This window comes from Chroococcidiopsis cubana SAG 39.79, from assembly GCF_003991895.1.
In the GTDB taxonomy this organism is placed as follows: Bacteria; Cyanobacteriota; Cyanobacteriia; order Cyanobacteriales; family Chroococcidiopsidaceae; genus Chroococcidiopsis; species Chroococcidiopsis thermalis.
In genome coordinates this window covers 93,715-108,313 of the sequence record NZ_RSCK01000015.1, presented here as the reverse complement: position 1 = coordinate 108,313, position 14,599 = coordinate 93,715, and the positions used below count along the sequence as shown (strand labels likewise).

At 43.9% G+C, this 14,599-nt stretch carries 17 protein-coding genes; 8 read left to right on the top strand and 9 right to left on the bottom strand.

Annotation, left to right across the window (positions count from 1 at the left end):
- Window positions 1-86 precede the first annotated feature (86 nt).
- Window positions 87-557: a PAM68 family protein gene (locus DSM107010_RS12345; RefSeq protein WP_015154124.1), complete on the bottom strand. Its 471-nt coding sequence runs from the start codon at window positions 555-557 to the stop codon at window positions 87-89.
- 15 nt (window positions 558-572) lie between these two features.
- The gene (gene rpsO / locus DSM107010_RS12340) at window positions 573-842 is read right to left on the bottom strand and encodes a 30S ribosomal protein S15 (RefSeq protein WP_015154123.1); all 270 of its coding nucleotides are present in this window, start codon (window positions 840-842) and stop codon (window positions 573-575) included.
- A 157-nt stretch (window positions 843-999) separates the two neighbouring features.
- Here rpsO and DSM107010_RS12335 point away from each other — a divergent pair, with 157 nt between their 5' ends.
- Entirely contained in the window at window positions 1,000-1,386 is a 387-nt protein-coding gene (locus tag DSM107010_RS12335; RefSeq protein WP_015154122.1) for a hypothetical protein, read from the top strand.
- 26 nt (window positions 1,387-1,412) lie between these two features.
- On the opposite strand, the gene DSM107010_RS12330 is transcribed toward DSM107010_RS12335, so the two are convergent.
- Both DSM107010_RS12330 and surE read right to left on the bottom strand, forming a co-directional pair.
- Window positions 1,413-2,447, bottom strand: a complete 1,035-nt coding sequence (locus DSM107010_RS12330) for a bifunctional riboflavin kinase/FAD synthetase (protein ID WP_015154121.1) — start codon at window positions 2,445-2,447, stop codon at window positions 1,413-1,415.
- 83 nt (window positions 2,448-2,530) lie between these two features.
- Window positions 2,531-3,343, bottom strand: a complete 813-nt coding sequence (surE, locus tag DSM107010_RS12325) for a 5'/3'-nucleotidase SurE (RefSeq protein ID WP_106166004.1) — start codon at window positions 3,341-3,343, stop codon at window positions 2,531-2,533.
- 177 nt (window positions 3,344-3,520) lie between these two features.
- On the opposite strand from surE, the gene pheS reads away from it, so the two are divergent.
- The 4 genes from pheS to DSM107010_RS12305 all read left to right on the top strand — a co-directional run bounded on the left by pheS (window position 3,521) and on the right by DSM107010_RS12305 (window position 6,313).
- On the top strand, window positions 3,521-4,522 hold the full coding sequence (gene pheS / locus DSM107010_RS12320) for a phenylalanine--tRNA ligase subunit alpha (RefSeq protein ID WP_015154119.1): 1,002 nt from the start codon (window positions 3,521-3,523) through the stop codon (window positions 4,520-4,522).
- A gap of 209 nt (window positions 4,523-4,731) precedes the next feature.
- Complete coding sequence (locus DSM107010_RS12315) at window positions 4,732-4,911, top strand: hypothetical protein (protein WP_015154118.1); 180 nt, start codon at window positions 4,732-4,734, stop codon at window positions 4,909-4,911.
- A 63-nt stretch (window positions 4,912-4,974) separates the two neighbouring features.
- Window positions 4,975-5,295: a hypothetical protein gene (locus DSM107010_RS12310; protein ID WP_051033206.1), complete on the top strand. Its 321-nt coding sequence runs from the start codon at window positions 4,975-4,977 to the stop codon at window positions 5,293-5,295.
- Window positions 5,296-5,431: 136 nt separating this feature from the next.
- Entirely contained in the window at window positions 5,432-6,313 is an 882-nt protein-coding gene (locus DSM107010_RS12305; RefSeq protein ID WP_015154116.1) for a thermonuclease family protein, read from the top strand.
- 147 nt (window positions 6,314-6,460) lie between these two features.
- Here the strand turns inward: DSM107010_RS12305 and DSM107010_RS12300 are convergent, their stop codons facing one another.
- The 5 genes from DSM107010_RS12300 to DSM107010_RS12280 form a co-directional block, all read right to left on the bottom strand.
- Entirely contained in the window at window positions 6,461-7,030 is a 570-nt protein-coding gene (locus DSM107010_RS12300) for a hypothetical protein (RefSeq protein ID WP_015154115.1), read from the bottom strand.
- A 7-nt stretch (window positions 7,031-7,037) separates the two neighbouring features.
- Complete coding sequence (locus DSM107010_RS12295; protein ID WP_041462427.1) at window positions 7,038-7,379, bottom strand: hypothetical protein; 342 nt, start codon at window positions 7,377-7,379, stop codon at window positions 7,038-7,040.
- 48 nt (window positions 7,380-7,427) lie between these two features.
- Entirely contained in the window at window positions 7,428-7,997 is a 570-nt protein-coding gene (locus DSM107010_RS12290; protein WP_015154113.1) for an HdeD family acid-resistance protein, read from the bottom strand.
- Between the two features lie 159 nt (window positions 7,998-8,156).
- Entirely contained in the window at window positions 8,157-9,341 is a 1,185-nt protein-coding gene (locus DSM107010_RS12285; RefSeq protein ID WP_181246275.1) for a tetratricopeptide repeat protein, read from the bottom strand.
- A 264-nt stretch (window positions 9,342-9,605) separates the two neighbouring features.
- Window positions 9,606-10,280 (bottom strand): fasciclin domain-containing protein, encoded by a 675-nt coding sequence (locus DSM107010_RS12280; protein ID WP_106166005.1) that lies wholly within the window; start codon window positions 10,278-10,280, stop codon window positions 9,606-9,608.
- Between the two features lie 710 nt (window positions 10,281-10,990).
- On the opposite strand from DSM107010_RS12280, the gene DSM107010_RS12275 reads away from it, so the two are divergent.
- From DSM107010_RS12275 to DSM107010_RS12265, 3 genes are all read left to right on the top strand, one after another.
- The gene (locus DSM107010_RS12275) at window positions 10,991-11,272 is read left to right on the top strand and encodes a GlsB/YeaQ/YmgE family stress response membrane protein (protein ID WP_015154110.1); all 282 of its coding nucleotides are present in this window, start codon (window positions 10,991-10,993) and stop codon (window positions 11,270-11,272) included.
- 239 nt (window positions 11,273-11,511) lie between these two features.
- Window positions 11,512-12,303 carry a glutathione S-transferase gene (locus DSM107010_RS12270; RefSeq protein ID WP_106166006.1) on the top strand — a complete coding sequence of 264 codons (792 nt, stop codon included), beginning with the start codon at window positions 11,512-11,514 and terminating at the stop codon, window positions 12,301-12,303.
- Window positions 12,304-12,421: 118 nt separating this feature from the next.
- Window positions 12,422-14,158 carry a helicase HerA domain-containing protein gene (locus tag DSM107010_RS12265; RefSeq protein ID WP_015154108.1) on the top strand — a complete coding sequence of 579 codons (1,737 nt, stop codon included), beginning with the start codon at window positions 12,422-12,424 and terminating at the stop codon, window positions 14,156-14,158.
- Window positions 14,159-14,599: the final 441 nt, after the last annotated feature.

Here is a 14,599-nt window from a genome sequence, read left to right as displayed (position 1 = left end):
ATGCAAAAGCCCTGTTCGTCTCCTTTTCACCCACTCGCCTCGTTCAAGTTAGGTTAAGTACTAAAAGTTGGTGGCTGACATTTTAGTTAAACATTCTTTTGCCGATTTGCTCGCCAAGCTTCTACCATACGCCCCCAGTTAGTCTGGAACTCTTGTCCGCCCCAGATGCCTCCGATTCTATCTTCATCCCAAGAAGCAGAGAGAATACCGTAGGTAATTCCTAACACGCCTAAGCCAAAACATCCCATGCTTACCATCAACACGGCTATGGGAGGCAATCTCAACCAGCCGTTGCTCACAACTATGTAGCTGACAAAAAATGTAGATACCCCGAAAAATGTTGGTATCCCAGCAAACGCCGCCATCCGCCGTGCCATCCGACTGCTAACAACTTTAGGAATAGCGATTTCTTCCTTTTCCCGCTTCGTTAACTTGCGGTTCGGTTGTGCTTTGGTTTCTTGAGTCGCAGAGGCTTGTACCTTGGGGGGTTTTTGGCGCTTCCTAGCAGGTTCAAACGGGAGGCGATCGCTTTGCTTTTGCGGTTCTTCAGCTGCCATAGTTTCCAACCCCTTCTAACCTCGGATACCGAGACGAGCTAATAAATTCTGATATTTTTGTTTGTCTTCGCTTTGCAAGAAGCTTAACAGCCGCTTGCGCTGTCCGATTAATTTTAACAAACCCCGTCGCGAAGAGTGGTCTTTCTGATTGCTGCGTAGATGCTCGCTGAGACGGCTAATCCGCTCTGTTAGCATTGCTATTTGCACTTCAGTCGATCCCGTGTCGGTATCGTGAACTTGATATTCGGAAATAAGCTCTTGCTTGCGCTGTTGTGTCAGTGCCATGATTTACTCTTTAGTCATAAAATGCCGCGATTTTTCATTGTACCACAGGCTTTTATAGTGACCAGTTATCAGTAGAGAGTGGTGCGTGGTGCGTGAAGTAATGTAGCGCCATCCTTCAGTTCTACAATGGAAGTAAGCCACATTTGAGGAATAAGCCATGATTTGGCGCTACATGCTGGCATGGATTCCTATGGTATTTATTGGTATTATCAATGGTTTCATTCGAGAGGTGACATACGGGAAATATTTCAGTGAGTTACGCGCCCATCAAATTTCAACTGCTACTGGTGTCTTGTGGTTAGGTCTTTACATATGGGCGATCGCACATCTGTGGGGCTTTGATTCACCCAAGCAGGCGATCGCCGTTGGATTGCTCTGGCTGGGACTTACTGTTATCTTTGAATTTACTTTTGGTCACTTCGTTGCTGGACATTCATGGAGCAAGCTGCTGAGCGACTACAACATTTTGGCAGGACGAATTTGGCTCTTAGTCCTCATCTGGGTTGCGATCGCTCCTTGGTTGTTTTCCCGGTTTCTAGCTTAAGCAACAATACACAGCGCATCCATAAATCAATTTACTTTTTCATGTGTGGTATCTGGTGATAGCAAATTTCTTGCCTTGGCGGAATCAGCTGCAATTTGTGCTTTCAGTTCATCCAGGGAAGCGAACTTTTTTTCCGCTCGGATAAATTCCTCTAATTGAACGGCGATCGCTTTACCATAAAGATCGCCCGACCAATCAAACAAATGTACTTCTACCGTTAGCCCAATTCCGTTAACAGTAGGACGATAGCCAAGATTCATCACTCCAGACGCTAGAGGTAAAAGGCAAGAGGTAAATTCATCGTTTGATATTCCCCCTTGTCTTCCTTGTCTTCCTTGTCCATCATGTCTCTCACCTTCTATTAAAACCCTGACGGCATAAACACCAAGGCGGGGTAAAAACTTATTTTCGGGTAATTCAATGTTAGCTGTGGGAAAGCCAATGGTTCTTCCTAACTGCTGTCCTTTGACGACCTTACCTTGAAGAGTATAAGGACGAGCTAATAACAACTCGGCGCGTTTGACATTGCCTTCAGTTAATGCTTGTCGAATCGCAGAACTGCTAATCCTCTCGCCTTCACAGTTGTAGTTTGGCAAAATCGCCACGGGAATACCAAATCGAGCCGCGATCGCCTGTAAATCTGTTGCCGTACCGCTCCGCTGCTTGCCAAAGCGAAAATCTTGTCCGATACTAATTGTTTTCGCTTGCAGTTGTTGTACTAATATCTGTTCGACAAAATCTTCAGGACTTAACGCTGCTAGCTCTCGGTTGAAGGGTAGCAACACCAACTGCTCGATCCCCCAACTAGATAACTGCTGGACTTTTTCTGGTAGTGGTGTCAGCAGTTGGCGAGACTGTCCGCTAAAAAACTCCTGCGGGTGAGGGTTAAACGTCACCACTGTTGAATGGAAAGCCGTTAATTCCGAATTCTGACTTCCGAATTCCGAATTCTTCACGACAGGCTGAATCACTTGCTGATGCCCGCGATGCAAACCGTCAAAATTTCCCAGGGCAACAGCAGTTGGAGTTAGAGCGTTAGTAGTAGATTCAGTTATCCACACGCTTTACATTTTGACACAAACTACACTTTGACACAAACTACACTTTGGCACAAATGATTTGCTTGCCGTAAATCGCTCGTGACTTACCGATCGCACCCAGATGGAAAATTTATTTGCCGTTGACTTAATTGTTGTAAACCCGATGCACAAGTCAGGTTATATTGCAACGGCGTGACGGTAATGTAATTTTGGCGAATCGCATCCACGTCGGTAGGAATGTTTTGAGGCAAATGCAGATCCGGTTCTGGTTCCACTTCTTCTAATAGTTCCCCTGCCAGCCAGTAATAAGTTTTGCCACGGGGATCGACTCGTTTTTCAAAGACATCTACATATCGTCGTATGCCCTGACGAGTGAACGTGACTCCAGTAATCTCTGCTTGTGGCACGGGAGGAACGTTAACGTTGAGTAAAATCAATTGCGGTAGCGGTTCCCGTTCCAACTGCGCAACCAAAGACCGAGCAAAGTTAGCTGCGACTTGAAAATCTTGATGGGTAAAACTAGTAAGGCTAAAAGCAATACTAGGGATGCGCTCAATGATTCCTTCCATTGCGGCAGAAACCGTACCGGAATACAAAATATCAGTACCTAGATTCGCCCCTTGATTGATGCCAGACAGAACCAGATCGGGGGGGGTGTCAAGTAAAGCCCACAAAGCCAACTTCACGCAGTCAGAAGGAGTGCCAGAACACGCCCAAGCTTGAATTTTGGGATGAAAAATCGATTCGATCGGTTCGGCGCGGATCGGCTGATGCAGGGTCAAACCGTGTCCAGTCGCCGATCGCTCGCGATCGGGGCAGACGACAAATACATCGTGTCCCGCCTCAGCTAAAGTATTGGCAAGGGTGCGGACACCAAGAGCGTAAATGCCATCGTCATTGCTGATCAGTAGTTTCATTGGGAGAGTAGGGAGTGGCTGGTGGCTGGTGGTTGGTGGCTGGTGGTTGGTGGCTGGTGGCTGGTGGCTGGACTCTTTTCTAGTCACTAGCCACTAGTCACTAATCACTGATAACTGCTTTACACTGATAGGATAGACGCAGTTAGACATTTTATTATTGTTAGCAGCTAAAAGAGCATGACCGACCAGCCTAGTAACTTAGTCACTCAACTAGAAACGCTACGACAGGAAGCGCAAACCGCGATCGCTGCTGCCGATTGCCTGGAGCGATTGGAGGAACTCAGAGTAGCATACTTGGGCAAAAAAGGTCAGTTGTCTGCAATTATGCGGCAAATGGGTCAGCTCTCAGCTGAAGAACGCCCGCAATTTGGCTCGATCGCCAACACCGTTAAAGAAGCGGTACAAGCAAATTTAGACGACCGACGTACAAAGCTTCAAGCAGCCCGACTCCAGGCGAAATTAGAATCTGAAACTATAGATGTGACTATGCCTGGGGTTTTTCGTCCCCTCGGTCACGCCCATCCCCTCAATAGTACTACTGACAGAATTATTGATATTTTTGTCGGTCTGGGTTACACCGTAGCGACGGGACCGGAAATCGAATCGGATTACTACAACTTCGAGGCACTCAATTTCTTACCCGACCATCCAGCACGGGATATGCAGGATACATTATATCTCCCCGACGGAAATTTGCTGCGGACTCATACATCAAACGGGCAAATTCATTATATGGAAGACAACGAGCCGCCCGTGCGAATTGTGGTTCCAGGTCGCTGCTATCGGCGAGATACTGTAGATGCTACCCATGCCGCAGTTTTCCATCAGATAGAATTTTTTGCGGTAGATGAAGGTATAACTTTCACCGACCTCAAAGGTACGATCCAAATATTTTTACAAGAAATGTTTGGTGACGTGCCGATCCGCTTCCGTGCTAGTTATTTCCCCTTCACCGAACCGTCAGCTGAAGTAGACGTGCAATGGAAAGGACGTTGGCTGGAAGTTATGGGCTGCGGCGCGATCGATCCGAACGTGTTGAAAGCTGTAGGATACGACCCAGAGGTATACACCGGTTTTGCCGCTGGTATGGGTGTGGAACGGCTGGCAATGGTACTCCACCAAATCGACGATATTCGTCGCTTTTACAGTAGCGATCTGCGGTTTTTGCGACAGTTTTAAATGAATGTCATTGGTTATCCGTCTTTGGTCATTTGTAACTCAGCGAATGACCTAATGACTAGTGACGAATAACACACTCTGTTTCCAAAACTGTAACCGTAGTAGGAAGACTTATCAGAGGTGTCATACTTAGAATTTAAGTTAAGCAACAACATAAAACAGTTGCTGACTGTTTATAAGGGACAAAAAATTTCGCACGCAAAATACTTATGATAGTTATCGAGAATACAGTGAATGACGGACGATTCAACCGCGAACGAGCAAGTTTTTGGCAGAGGCGATATGCTGTTCGTCTAGGTAGGCTTTACGTACAGCTAGCAGCTAACAACGTCTTCTTGAAGTTATTTGAAGGTTCGGATAGAGATCGCCTCAACTGTTCGGCTTCCTAACTCGTTTCGGTACTATGCTATTTTTGTAGGCAGAGCCTCACAGAATTTTTTTTTGGAGACGAAATGATGCGCCCAGTCTCATTTATAACTCTAGCTCTCCTCATCACTAGCGTGCTTTCTACTACAGCACGGGCAGAGAATCGGCAAATAATTACTCAGCTAGAATTGCGCGATCGCAGCGTTAAAATTATTTCTGGTTCCCAAGGATTAAACTACTCCGTTTTTTCCCAAGATGGCACGGTATTGGATGCAAATTTGAATGAAACCCAATTGGCAGAGAAGCATCCCGAACTGCACGAAAGAATCCGTCCTGCTGTTGCTAAAGATGCTAGTAGTTCTGAGGCAATGCTGTGGATGGGTGAGTTTCCAGATATTTCTAAATAGGTAGACAAGAGAATTCTCGATCTGGCAAAACTCAACAGAATTACCAAAGACAAGCTATTGATAATCTCTCCATAATCTATTGCTGCTAGTCTGAGACACTAATCGACTAGCAGTATTCATATGGAGGATAGTCTGCATGGCATCACCTTTTTATCTGACTATCAAAGGTAAATTTGTCATAGCAGACAAAGAACCAGATGGAGATTCTGTACGCTTCATTGCTGACGATTCAGATTTATATCAAGAACTCCAGCGCAACTATCGAATTAAACCTTCTCGCGATCGCAGCGTTCAATTGCGATTTGAAGGTATAGATGCTCCAGAAGTACATTATGGCAGGTATGCCCAACCTCTAGGGGACGAAACCCGCGATTTTCTTTTAAAAAAGATGGGTTTTGCCAAAATCAAATTTCAAGGCGATCGCGTCCAATCTGCCGATCCCGATACTATATCTGGGGTAATTTTAACTCAGGCAGCTGATGTCAACGGGCGACCTATATCTTATGCACTAATTGGAAAGAATGCCGCACAGCTAGAAAACGGAGACTGGACGCAAGTTGAACCAGAACTTTTGCGCCAAACTCTTAACTTTCTAATGATGGCTGAGGGCAGAGCTTATTATACTGTTTATACTTCTACACCGCGATCGCATCGTCAAGTCCTACGGGAAGCAGCTTTAGCAGCGCGGGAAAAAGATTTAGGAGTATGGGCAGCAGATAGTACTAGTATTTTCAGATTAGTAGACTTCGATTCTATTACTCCTCCCAACGGTCAATTAATTCTACCAAAGTTATTTCGGCGCTGTACGGATTATCTTAAAGCTGTCGCTGACGGTTATAGCGGTAATCTTGCAGATTGGCTAGAAGGTGTTTCTCTCCAGCGATCGCGCAATGAAAATGATGCAGTTATTATTCGCGATCGGACTCAAGTTTCTCTGAGTAGCCTGATCGAACAATATAACAGTCAGATCGCATTTCAAGAAGATTTATTAGATATTACTTTCGTAGAAAAGACGTAACCGATTATCAATTATCAGTGTAGAGACGCTACATGGAACGTCTCTACACGTTGTCAGTGATGCAAGGGAGTACGCGAGCAGCGATCGATAACCATCAACTGTCTCCTCAATTTTAACTTTTGACTTTTAACTTTTAACTTTATTTATCTAATGCGTCATTGCTATTTCTATCCATTTAGGATAAGCATAAGATTTTTGAACTTTTAACTGCGATCCAGTGTAAGTTGTACCTATCAACTCAAATATACTTTGTAGTTTATCCATTTTCTGTGGTTCTGTTCCAAAGGTTTCTAAAGCCAGACTCCACCAGGCATTATTTTGGATAGTTAACTGAGTGAGTTCTAAGGCACAACCGTCATACAGACGTTGCGATCGCACTTTACCGATCCTCACCCAAGATTTTTGGCTCAATACATGCTTTGGTTGAAAACTTTCAGTGGTTGGATCTTCACACAACCATTTGCCCCATTTTTCTAACTTACCCTCCACCCGTTCAAAATGCAAACTCTTTAATTCTGCTTGTCGCCACTTAATTTCCAAACGTCCCTGGCGCAATTTTAATCCCATATATTCGCATTCAGGAACGTAGAGATACACGTCTTCTCTTGTTTCTGGTGCTTGCAATTGTCCGCCTAATTTATCTCGCTCAAACCAAGAGGAAACCTCTAAAGGTAACTCTCCTGAAATAAACCAACGCAGTTCCAAACTATTTAGCATATGTCATCTATTTGGGAACTGTATAACCTGCCTCTTGTGCTGCTAATGTGTTAGGAAAACATCTTAACGGCTCGACCTTATTGTATACGGGAGATTGGGGAGTGAGAGCAATTTTTCCTAATCTTTTGCTATCAATACCTTTGATTGGATTACCATCAGCACAACTTGTTTGTTGTGCTGTATCCTTTCGAGCTGATGGAGTAGATGTAGGTGCAGTATTTGTATTATTTGGTGAGCTTTGGGTATTATTCGTTAACTCACCAGATTGGTTATTACAGCCAGAAAGAATTGCAGCTGCAATAAGGATTAAGGTAGCAGCTGCTCTGCGAGAAGAAATTGAAAGTTTCATCAGCCTCAGCTTTTGTAGTGTGGACGACACTCTTGAAAATGCAACAGTTTATGCTGAAGTTGGTTGGTTAGCTTTGTCTAAGCTCGAACGTCCGCTTAACGAAAGCATTACCCGCGAAATCCCTGTAAACAAAATGCTAGCACCAACTAAAGTACCAATTATCCACGGTGCATTGAAGGGATACTGAAACCAAATCATTCCACCTAAGATTAAGGTGATAATACCGTCACCGAGTACCCAAGTCCAATTCTGTTGCGGACGCAAACGAAAAGCCAGAATTGTTTCAAAAACACCTTCCGCAAGCAGGAAACTACCTAGCAGCAAAGTCAGCGTTAATACACCTGTTAAGGGATAAACAAACAGCATGATGCCTGTAGCAATGTACAGAATGCTCAATACGAGTTTCCAAGCAAAACCCCCATCATTGCGAGTCTGAAACGCATAAAATAGCTTAGCAGCTCCAGAGCTAATTAAAATCAGTGCTACCCAAGTCTCAAAAAATATGGTCGAGACAGCAGGTAAAGCGATCGCAATAACTCCGAATATAGTGAGTAGTATGCCGACGAGCAGAGAGCGATCGATACCTTTGTTACTGTTAGAAGAAATATCTGTTGTCATTTCAATTTTCCCGTACTGGAAACAATACCATCACGCTAGATAATTTCTCTAGTACTTGGGTAGGATCTTAGGGTAGAGTTATCAGGTATCAGTTGTCAGGGAGCAGTTAATCTCGACTTACAACTTACGACTTCTTCTCTTACCATTACTCACTGTTGACTAAAATCCCATTTCCTGTAATTTTTGGGACAATTGCCTTGCTACAGTAGGATTGCTCGATTCGTAAAGTGCGATCGCTTGTTGAAATGCTGCTAAACTTTCTCTTACCTGCCCTAGTTTCAGTAATGCGACTCCTAAATTCTGATAAGCTTGGGCATATTCAGGATTGAGTTGAATGGCGCGTTCGTAAGCTGCTATCGCTTCTACAAATTGTCCCATCGCCTTTAAAGTAATACCTAAATTGTAGTAACCTAAAGCAAAATTAGGGTCGATTTGTAGGACTTTCAAATAGTTAGACTTGGCTTGAGGTAAGTTTCCTATTTTTTGCCATAAGTTCCCTAAATTGTTATAAGCACCAATTTTTAAAAAGGAGGATACATTTAACTGAGCTGCTGTTTGATACGATGCAATTGCCAGCGATATTTGGCGCTCGTAACTATAAGCAAGTCCTAAATGATAGTGGAGTTCGTACAAAATTTCCTCATTGTTTGCCGCAGATTTCAGTCCTCGTTCTAATAATTCAATTCCTGGCACAACTTTTCCTGTTTGTACGTATAAAGCTCCCAACTTACTACAAACATAAGGATCGTCAGGATGACTAGCCAAAAAGCCTGACATGATCTTCTCAGCTTGGACGAACTTATCTTTTTGTGCAATTTGCTGTTGTTGATATCCATAGTGTAAGATAGCAACCCGATCTAAGTTAGCAATTTGCCAGTGGGTTTCGCGACGAAGAATTTCCGTAACGCTATCATCAATCATGGCGTGATAGGGACGCGCAAAATAGATATCTTGATGGCGGCGAAACAAACGAGAGACTAAAGAGTAAGGTGATTGTACTGCACCAACTTCTTGCCTTAGTAAATTAATTACCAAGAAGCGATCGCCGTCCATTGCCTGTTGTAAGTTCGGGATAATTTCTGGTACTAAAATCTCATCTGCGTCTAGCACTAAAACCCAGTCACCAGTCACGTACTTAAGTGCCTCATTTCGAGCTGCACTAAAATCGTTACACCAGTTAAAGTGATATATTTTTGCCCCAAATTGCCGAGCTACTTCTACCGTGCGATCGCTAGATCCAGTATCTAAAACAACTATTTCTTCTACAACATCTTTAACACTATTGAGACACTGAGGTAGTGCTATTTCTTCATTTTTAACAATAATACAAAGGCTAGTTGTCATTTGTCACTTGTCATTTGTTATTTGTCATTTTTATCGATCGCGTCCATCTACGGTCGTAATTTTCTGAACGAGAGATTGCTTAAAAATTAAGTGCGATCGCCATAAATAATAAATGCTAATAAAAATCCGTTCAATTTCAAATTGAACGGAATTACAAGATTATCCTATCAGTTGTTGCTCGTTTGACTCAAAAGCAAAAAGCAACCAAAAGCCATCAGTTTAATGCTTTCCCATTTTGACTTTTAACTTTTGACTTTTGACTTCTTACAAGTCAGGAGGTAGCATCACTTTATCAATCGCGTGGATGACACCATTACTCGCTTTAATATCGGGTTGCACTACACTAGCATCGTTCACAGACACACCCTTGCTGGGATCGGCTTGTACGTTTACAGCACCCCCTTCTACTGTCTTGACTTCCCCAGATTTTAAGTCGCTAGATGTGACATTACCTGGTACTACGTGGTAGGTCAAGATTTTGACCAGAATATCTTTATTTTCAGGTTTCAACAGCTCTTGCAAGGCATCTTGAGGTAATTGAGCAAAAGCTGCATCTGTCGGCGCAAACACAGTGAATGGTCCCTGTCCAGAAAGAGTTTCTGTCAAACCTGCTGCTTTGAGAGCAGCTGTCAAGGTTTTAAAGGAGTCATTAGCGGCGGCTAGAGCCACTACGTTCTCCGTTGAAGGCTCAGTTGCTCCTGGTGCAGGAGTCACAGGACTAGGCGCTGTTTCTGGTGGCTGAGTTTCTGATGGGGGTGTAGTCGGTGTTGTGGGTGGCGTACCAGTACGACGGTTGTAAGGGGGTTCGTTGAAAATACTAGGTCTAGGATTAGTTGCTCCTCCACTCGACTGTTGCGCTTCCACAGGAAGTCCGATGAGGATACTAGCTCCTACAACTCCTATCAGGCTTGCTAGTAGCTTGAGCGTCTTATTGCACATTAAGCTATTGTGACTAATAGTGTGACTTGGAATTTTTCTCACTGTTGCGTTCCTCTATTGCTCCAAGAATTGTTAGACTATCGTTTCTTTGTCGTGTTCCGAGAATCTTAAGTTTTATAACATTCTCCGATCTTTTTGACAAACCGCACAAACATCCACTCTGCGAAAGGCTTTGGGTCAGCGGGGATTTTTAAGAATGGCTCGTTATAGAGACTTTGCTATTAACAGGCATTTTGAGTCAGCTCGCTAGTGTACCTCTAATAAAAAGTGGAAAAAAGATATTCGAGCTTGCATTGCGTTCGTTCAATTGCGTTCGTGCATGAGTGTCACTTCTATCAAGCTAGATTGACTTGATTTATTGCATTTAAAAAATATCGATCCCATCTGCTTGCTACTCGCGATCGCTACCCCTTTCTAAAAAATCGCTGGAATAATTGGGACTATATCAAAAGATATACTATTATCCCAAAGGAATAATTTCAAAATATTAAAATCTAATGTGTTTCGTTTCATTTTTAATCGCTCCACTTGACAGATTGCATTTAGATTTCTTAAAAGTGAATATATCAGCAGACTCAAAAGTTTATATAGTTTAATTGTTGCGTTCATATTTCTTTAGGTTATTACCTGAGGTAGAGGGAATTACAAGTTTGAAAGTGATAGATTGCACTTGAATAAATGATGGATGAGTAGAAACAGGAGTTAATGATATGTGGAACATCATTGCTTGGATTGTTTTAGGACTAATAGCTGGAGCGATCGCTAAAGCCATCTACCCCGGTCATCAAGGTGGTGGTATCCTAGCAACAATTATTCTCGGAATTTTAGGCGCATTAGTAGGGGGCTGGCTAGGGTCTGTCATCTTCCCGGGTAGCGCAGGTGCGGCGGCGGCTGGAGTAGGCGCACTAACCATACCCAGCATTATTTTTGCCGTTCTTGGTGCAATCATCTTACTGTTCATCTGGGGCTTGGTAACTCGTCGAACTGCGTAAAAACTCGATAAGAAGTTGTGAGTTTTGAAATACCTAAACTTTCCTTCCCCAAAATCTCTGCTGGGGAAGGATTATTTTGTTATTAAGTAGTGAGTGGCTGGTGGCTGGTGACTGGGGACTAGATTCTTAGTTTTGGTCTAGCCACAAGTCACGAGTCACCGATAACTGGTAGCAGGGGACTAGATTCTTAGTTTTGGTCTAGCCACGAGTCACTGATAACTGTTTCAAGGAGCAGGCAAATGATAGAACTGTATCAATTCGAGCTATCGCAGTACTCAGAAAAGGTGCGTTTAATTCTAGATTACAAAGGATTAGAGTACCGTAAAATAGAAGTCACACCAGGTATAGGACAGGTAGAACTATTCCGCATGTCGGGACAGCGACAAGTCCCAGTACTGAAAGATGGCAGTACATTTGTAGCAGATTCTACCGAAATTGCTAAGTATCTCGATCGCCAATATCCAGATAGACCTTTATTTCCCAGCGATCCAGTTCAGCGAGCATTATGCTTGATGATGGAGGAATGGGCAGACTCATCCATTGGGATCAAAAGTCGTCAAGCGCTATTTGGTGCAATTAGCCAAGACCAAGGTTTTCGTAAATCTCTCCTTCCAGAAACGACTCCCGATATTGTCAAAAGTTTAGTTGAGTTCATCCCCAGCGAAGTGCTGAAAGTTTTAGGAATTGGCGTGGGTTCTGGTCCTGATAGCGTTAAATCTGCCACGACGGACTTAAAACAAGACCTAGAAGCACTATGTTTGTTGTTAGTAGAACGTCCCTACTTGCTGGGTGACGAACCTTGCTTAGCCGATTTAGCTGTTGCAGGCTTGTCCATGCTGATTAAATTCCCTGATGGACCTTACCTCGACTTGCCGCCAGCCGTAAAAGGAAAAGGTATCCCAGGATTAGCTGACAGCATTGTATACGAACCATTTTTCATTTGGCGCGATCGCCTCTACGCTCAATACCGCAAATCTACCTTCAGCTACAGTACTGCACCCTCAGCACCCACTTCGATTAGTATTGATTAGCTTTGTTGATAGTTTTTTGCCTGGCAAAAAACTATCAATCAATCTTTTTGTAGCCACGATCGAAAATTCGACATAAGATAAGCCAAGGGAAATTGCAAATTTTGCCGTCATTAATACTATGAATTCGGCGCAACCACCCTTGGGTTCTGTTATCCAAGGTTCTCTCAGTCAAGGCTTAGAAGTAAGACTCCATCCAGATGTCTCGGTGGAAGATATGCGGGTGGGTAAATTTCTAGTTGTTGAAGGGGCGCGATCGCGTTTTTTCTGTATGCTGACAGATGTATCCCTTGGTACTTCTAGCAACAGAATTGTTGCCAACCCCCCCCATCCAGACGATGATTTTTTACGGGAAGTGTTAGCTGGTAGCGGCACGTATGGGACGATCGAACTTGCTCCCATGCTGATGTTTACTCCCGAAGAATTTGTAGAGACAACCAACGGTGTATCTTTACAAGGCAAAAAAAACGACTCGAACGGGCAAAATGGATTGGCATCCTATCAGCCGCAAAGTAGCAGCAATATCGAACTGATGCCAGTTAAAACAATTCCTCGCCACTTCAGCCAGGTGTATGATGCTAGCGAACGAGATTTCCGCGCTGTCTTTGGCTGGGAAGATGACCCCCACCGCCGCAATTTTGCCATCGGTCAACCGTTGGATATGGATGTTCCCATTTGCATCGATTTAGACCGCTTTGTAGAGCGCAGCAACGGTGTATTCGGTAAGTCTGGGACGGGGAAATCATTTCTCACCCGTTTGCTGTTGTGCGGCATCATTCGCAAGCAAGCAGCAGTCAACTTGATCTTCGATATGCACTCGGAATATGGCTGGGAAGCAGTGCGCGAAGGCAAGCAATTTAGCACCGTTAAAGGCTTAAGACAGCTATTCCCCGGACAAGTCCAAATCTATACCCTCGACCCCGCATCCACTAGGCGGCGAGGCGTGCGGGATGCGCAGGAACTTTACCTCAGCTATGACCAAATTGAAGTTGAAGATTTGATGCTGGTGCGAGATGAATTAAATCTGTCTGAAGCCAGTTTAGAAAATGCAATTATTTTACGTAACGAGTTTGGTAATGCTTGGATTAGCCAACTCTTAAGCATGACAAACGAGGAAATTCAATTTTTCTGCGAAGAAAAGCGGGGTAACAAATCGTCAATTATGGCGTTACAGCGTAAGCTGAACCGCCTAGAAGACATGAAATATATGCGCCCCGTCTGCCCGCAAAATTATATTAAACAAATATTGGAGTCTCTAACAGCTGGTAAGCACGTTGTGATCGAGTTTGGTGCGCAATCGAATATGCTGTCTTATATGCTGGCAACAAATTTGATCTCGCGCCGGATTCACCAGCATTACGTCCACCAAGCCGAGAAATTTTTGCAGACCAAAAATCCTTGCGATCGCCCCCGGCAATTAGTGATTACAATCGAAGAGGCACACCGCTTTCTCGATTCTGCCACCGTCCGCCAAACTATTTTTGGGATCATCGCCAGAGAGATGCGTAAGTACTTCGTGACGCTGTTAGTGGTTGACCAGCGCCCCTCTGGAATTGATAATGAGGTGATGTCTCAGATCGGTACGCGGATCACAGCTTTACTCAACGACGAAAAAGACATCGATGCCATCTTCACGGGGGTTTCTGGAGGGCAAAGCTTGCGATCGGTTTTGGCTAAACTTGATTCTAAGCAACAAGCTCTCATTATCGGTCATGCCGTACCCATGCCAGTCGTGGTTCGTACCCGTCCCTATGATGAGAAATTTTATACGGAAATCGGCGATGTTGCTTGGGAAGAAAAGCCTGATGACGAAGTTTTCGCCGCTGCCGAACTAGCGAAAGCCGATCTAGGTTTTTAATTTGTAAAGACGTTACCTGCAACGTCTCTACGAAAAAAAATGTATTCGGAATCTACACCAAAACTTCATCTGTTGCAGTTCGGATATCCGGAACCTGCGGCAGGGGGAGTGATGTCATCATATATAACATACCCAATAAAAATGCTTTTGGTCGAAGTGGATAAGCGAAACACTGCGCGAGATTGCCGGAATGGTTCTAGTGTAAGCCCCAAATAAGGCTTTACGTAACCTGGAATCTATTCTAAGATGAGAGTAAGAGTAAACTCATACTGACTTTAAGTTATTGGCAGAGATAGGCAAACGGAGCCAAGCCCAGATAGAGACTAAGGGTTTGCTAACCACTTATCAATTCTGAACCGATCGATCTCGGCGGTAGGAGAAACTTTCTAAAATCAATCCACGTCTCTACATCTTCCGTCAGATGTTAATCCCAATTTACTC

Bases quoted from the DNA above. Each gene is read 5' to 3' on its own strand.
- DSM107010_RS12315 (WP_015154118.1), top strand. From the start codon at position 4,732: ATGATAGTTATCGAGAATACAGTGAATGACGGACGATTCAACCGCGAA.
- rpsO (WP_015154123.1), bottom strand. From the start codon at position 842: ATGGCACTGACACAACAGCGCAAGCAAGAGCTTATTTCCGAATATCAA.
- surE (WP_106166004.1), bottom strand. From the start codon at position 3,343: ATGAAACTACTGATCAGCAATGACGATGGCATTTACGCTCTTGGTGTC.
- DSM107010_RS12290 (WP_015154113.1), bottom strand. From the start codon at position 7,997: ATGACAACAGATATTTCTTCTAACAGTAACAAAGGTATCGATCGCTCT.
- DSM107010_RS12300 (WP_015154115.1), bottom strand. From the start codon at position 7,030: ATGCTAAATAGTTTGGAACTGCGTTGGTTTATTTCAGGAGAGTTACCT.
- DSM107010_RS12275 (WP_015154110.1), top strand. From the start codon at position 10,991: ATGTGGAACATCATTGCTTGGATTGTTTTAGGACTAATAGCTGGAGCG.
- DSM107010_RS12310 (WP_051033206.1), top strand. From the start codon at position 4,975: ATGATGCGCCCAGTCTCATTTATAACTCTAGCTCTCCTCATCACTAGC.
- DSM107010_RS12280 (WP_106166005.1), bottom strand. From the start codon at position 10,280: ATGTGCAATAAGACGCTCAAGCTACTAGCAAGCCTGATAGGAGTTGTA.
- DSM107010_RS12265 (WP_015154108.1), top strand. From the start codon at position 12,422: ATGAATTCGGCGCAACCACCCTTGGGTTCTGTTATCCAAGGTTCTCTC.
- DSM107010_RS12335 (WP_015154122.1), top strand. From the start codon at position 1,000: ATGATTTGGCGCTACATGCTGGCATGGATTCCTATGGTATTTATTGGT.
- DSM107010_RS12345 (WP_015154124.1), bottom strand. From the start codon at position 557: ATGGCAGCTGAAGAACCGCAAAAGCAAAGCGATCGCCTCCCGTTTGAA.
- DSM107010_RS12285 (WP_181246275.1), bottom strand. From the start codon at position 9,341: ATGACAACTAGCCTTTGTATTATTGTTAAAAATGAAGAAATAGCACTA.
- pheS (WP_015154119.1), top strand. From the start codon at position 3,521: ATGACCGACCAGCCTAGTAACTTAGTCACTCAACTAGAAACGCTACGA.
- DSM107010_RS12270 (WP_106166006.1), top strand. From the start codon at position 11,512: ATGATAGAACTGTATCAATTCGAGCTATCGCAGTACTCAGAAAAGGTG.
- DSM107010_RS12305 (WP_015154116.1), top strand. From the start codon at position 5,432: ATGGCATCACCTTTTTATCTGACTATCAAAGGTAAATTTGTCATAGCA.
- DSM107010_RS12295 (WP_041462427.1), bottom strand. From the start codon at position 7,379: ATGAAACTTTCAATTTCTTCTCGCAGAGCAGCTGCTACCTTAATCCTT.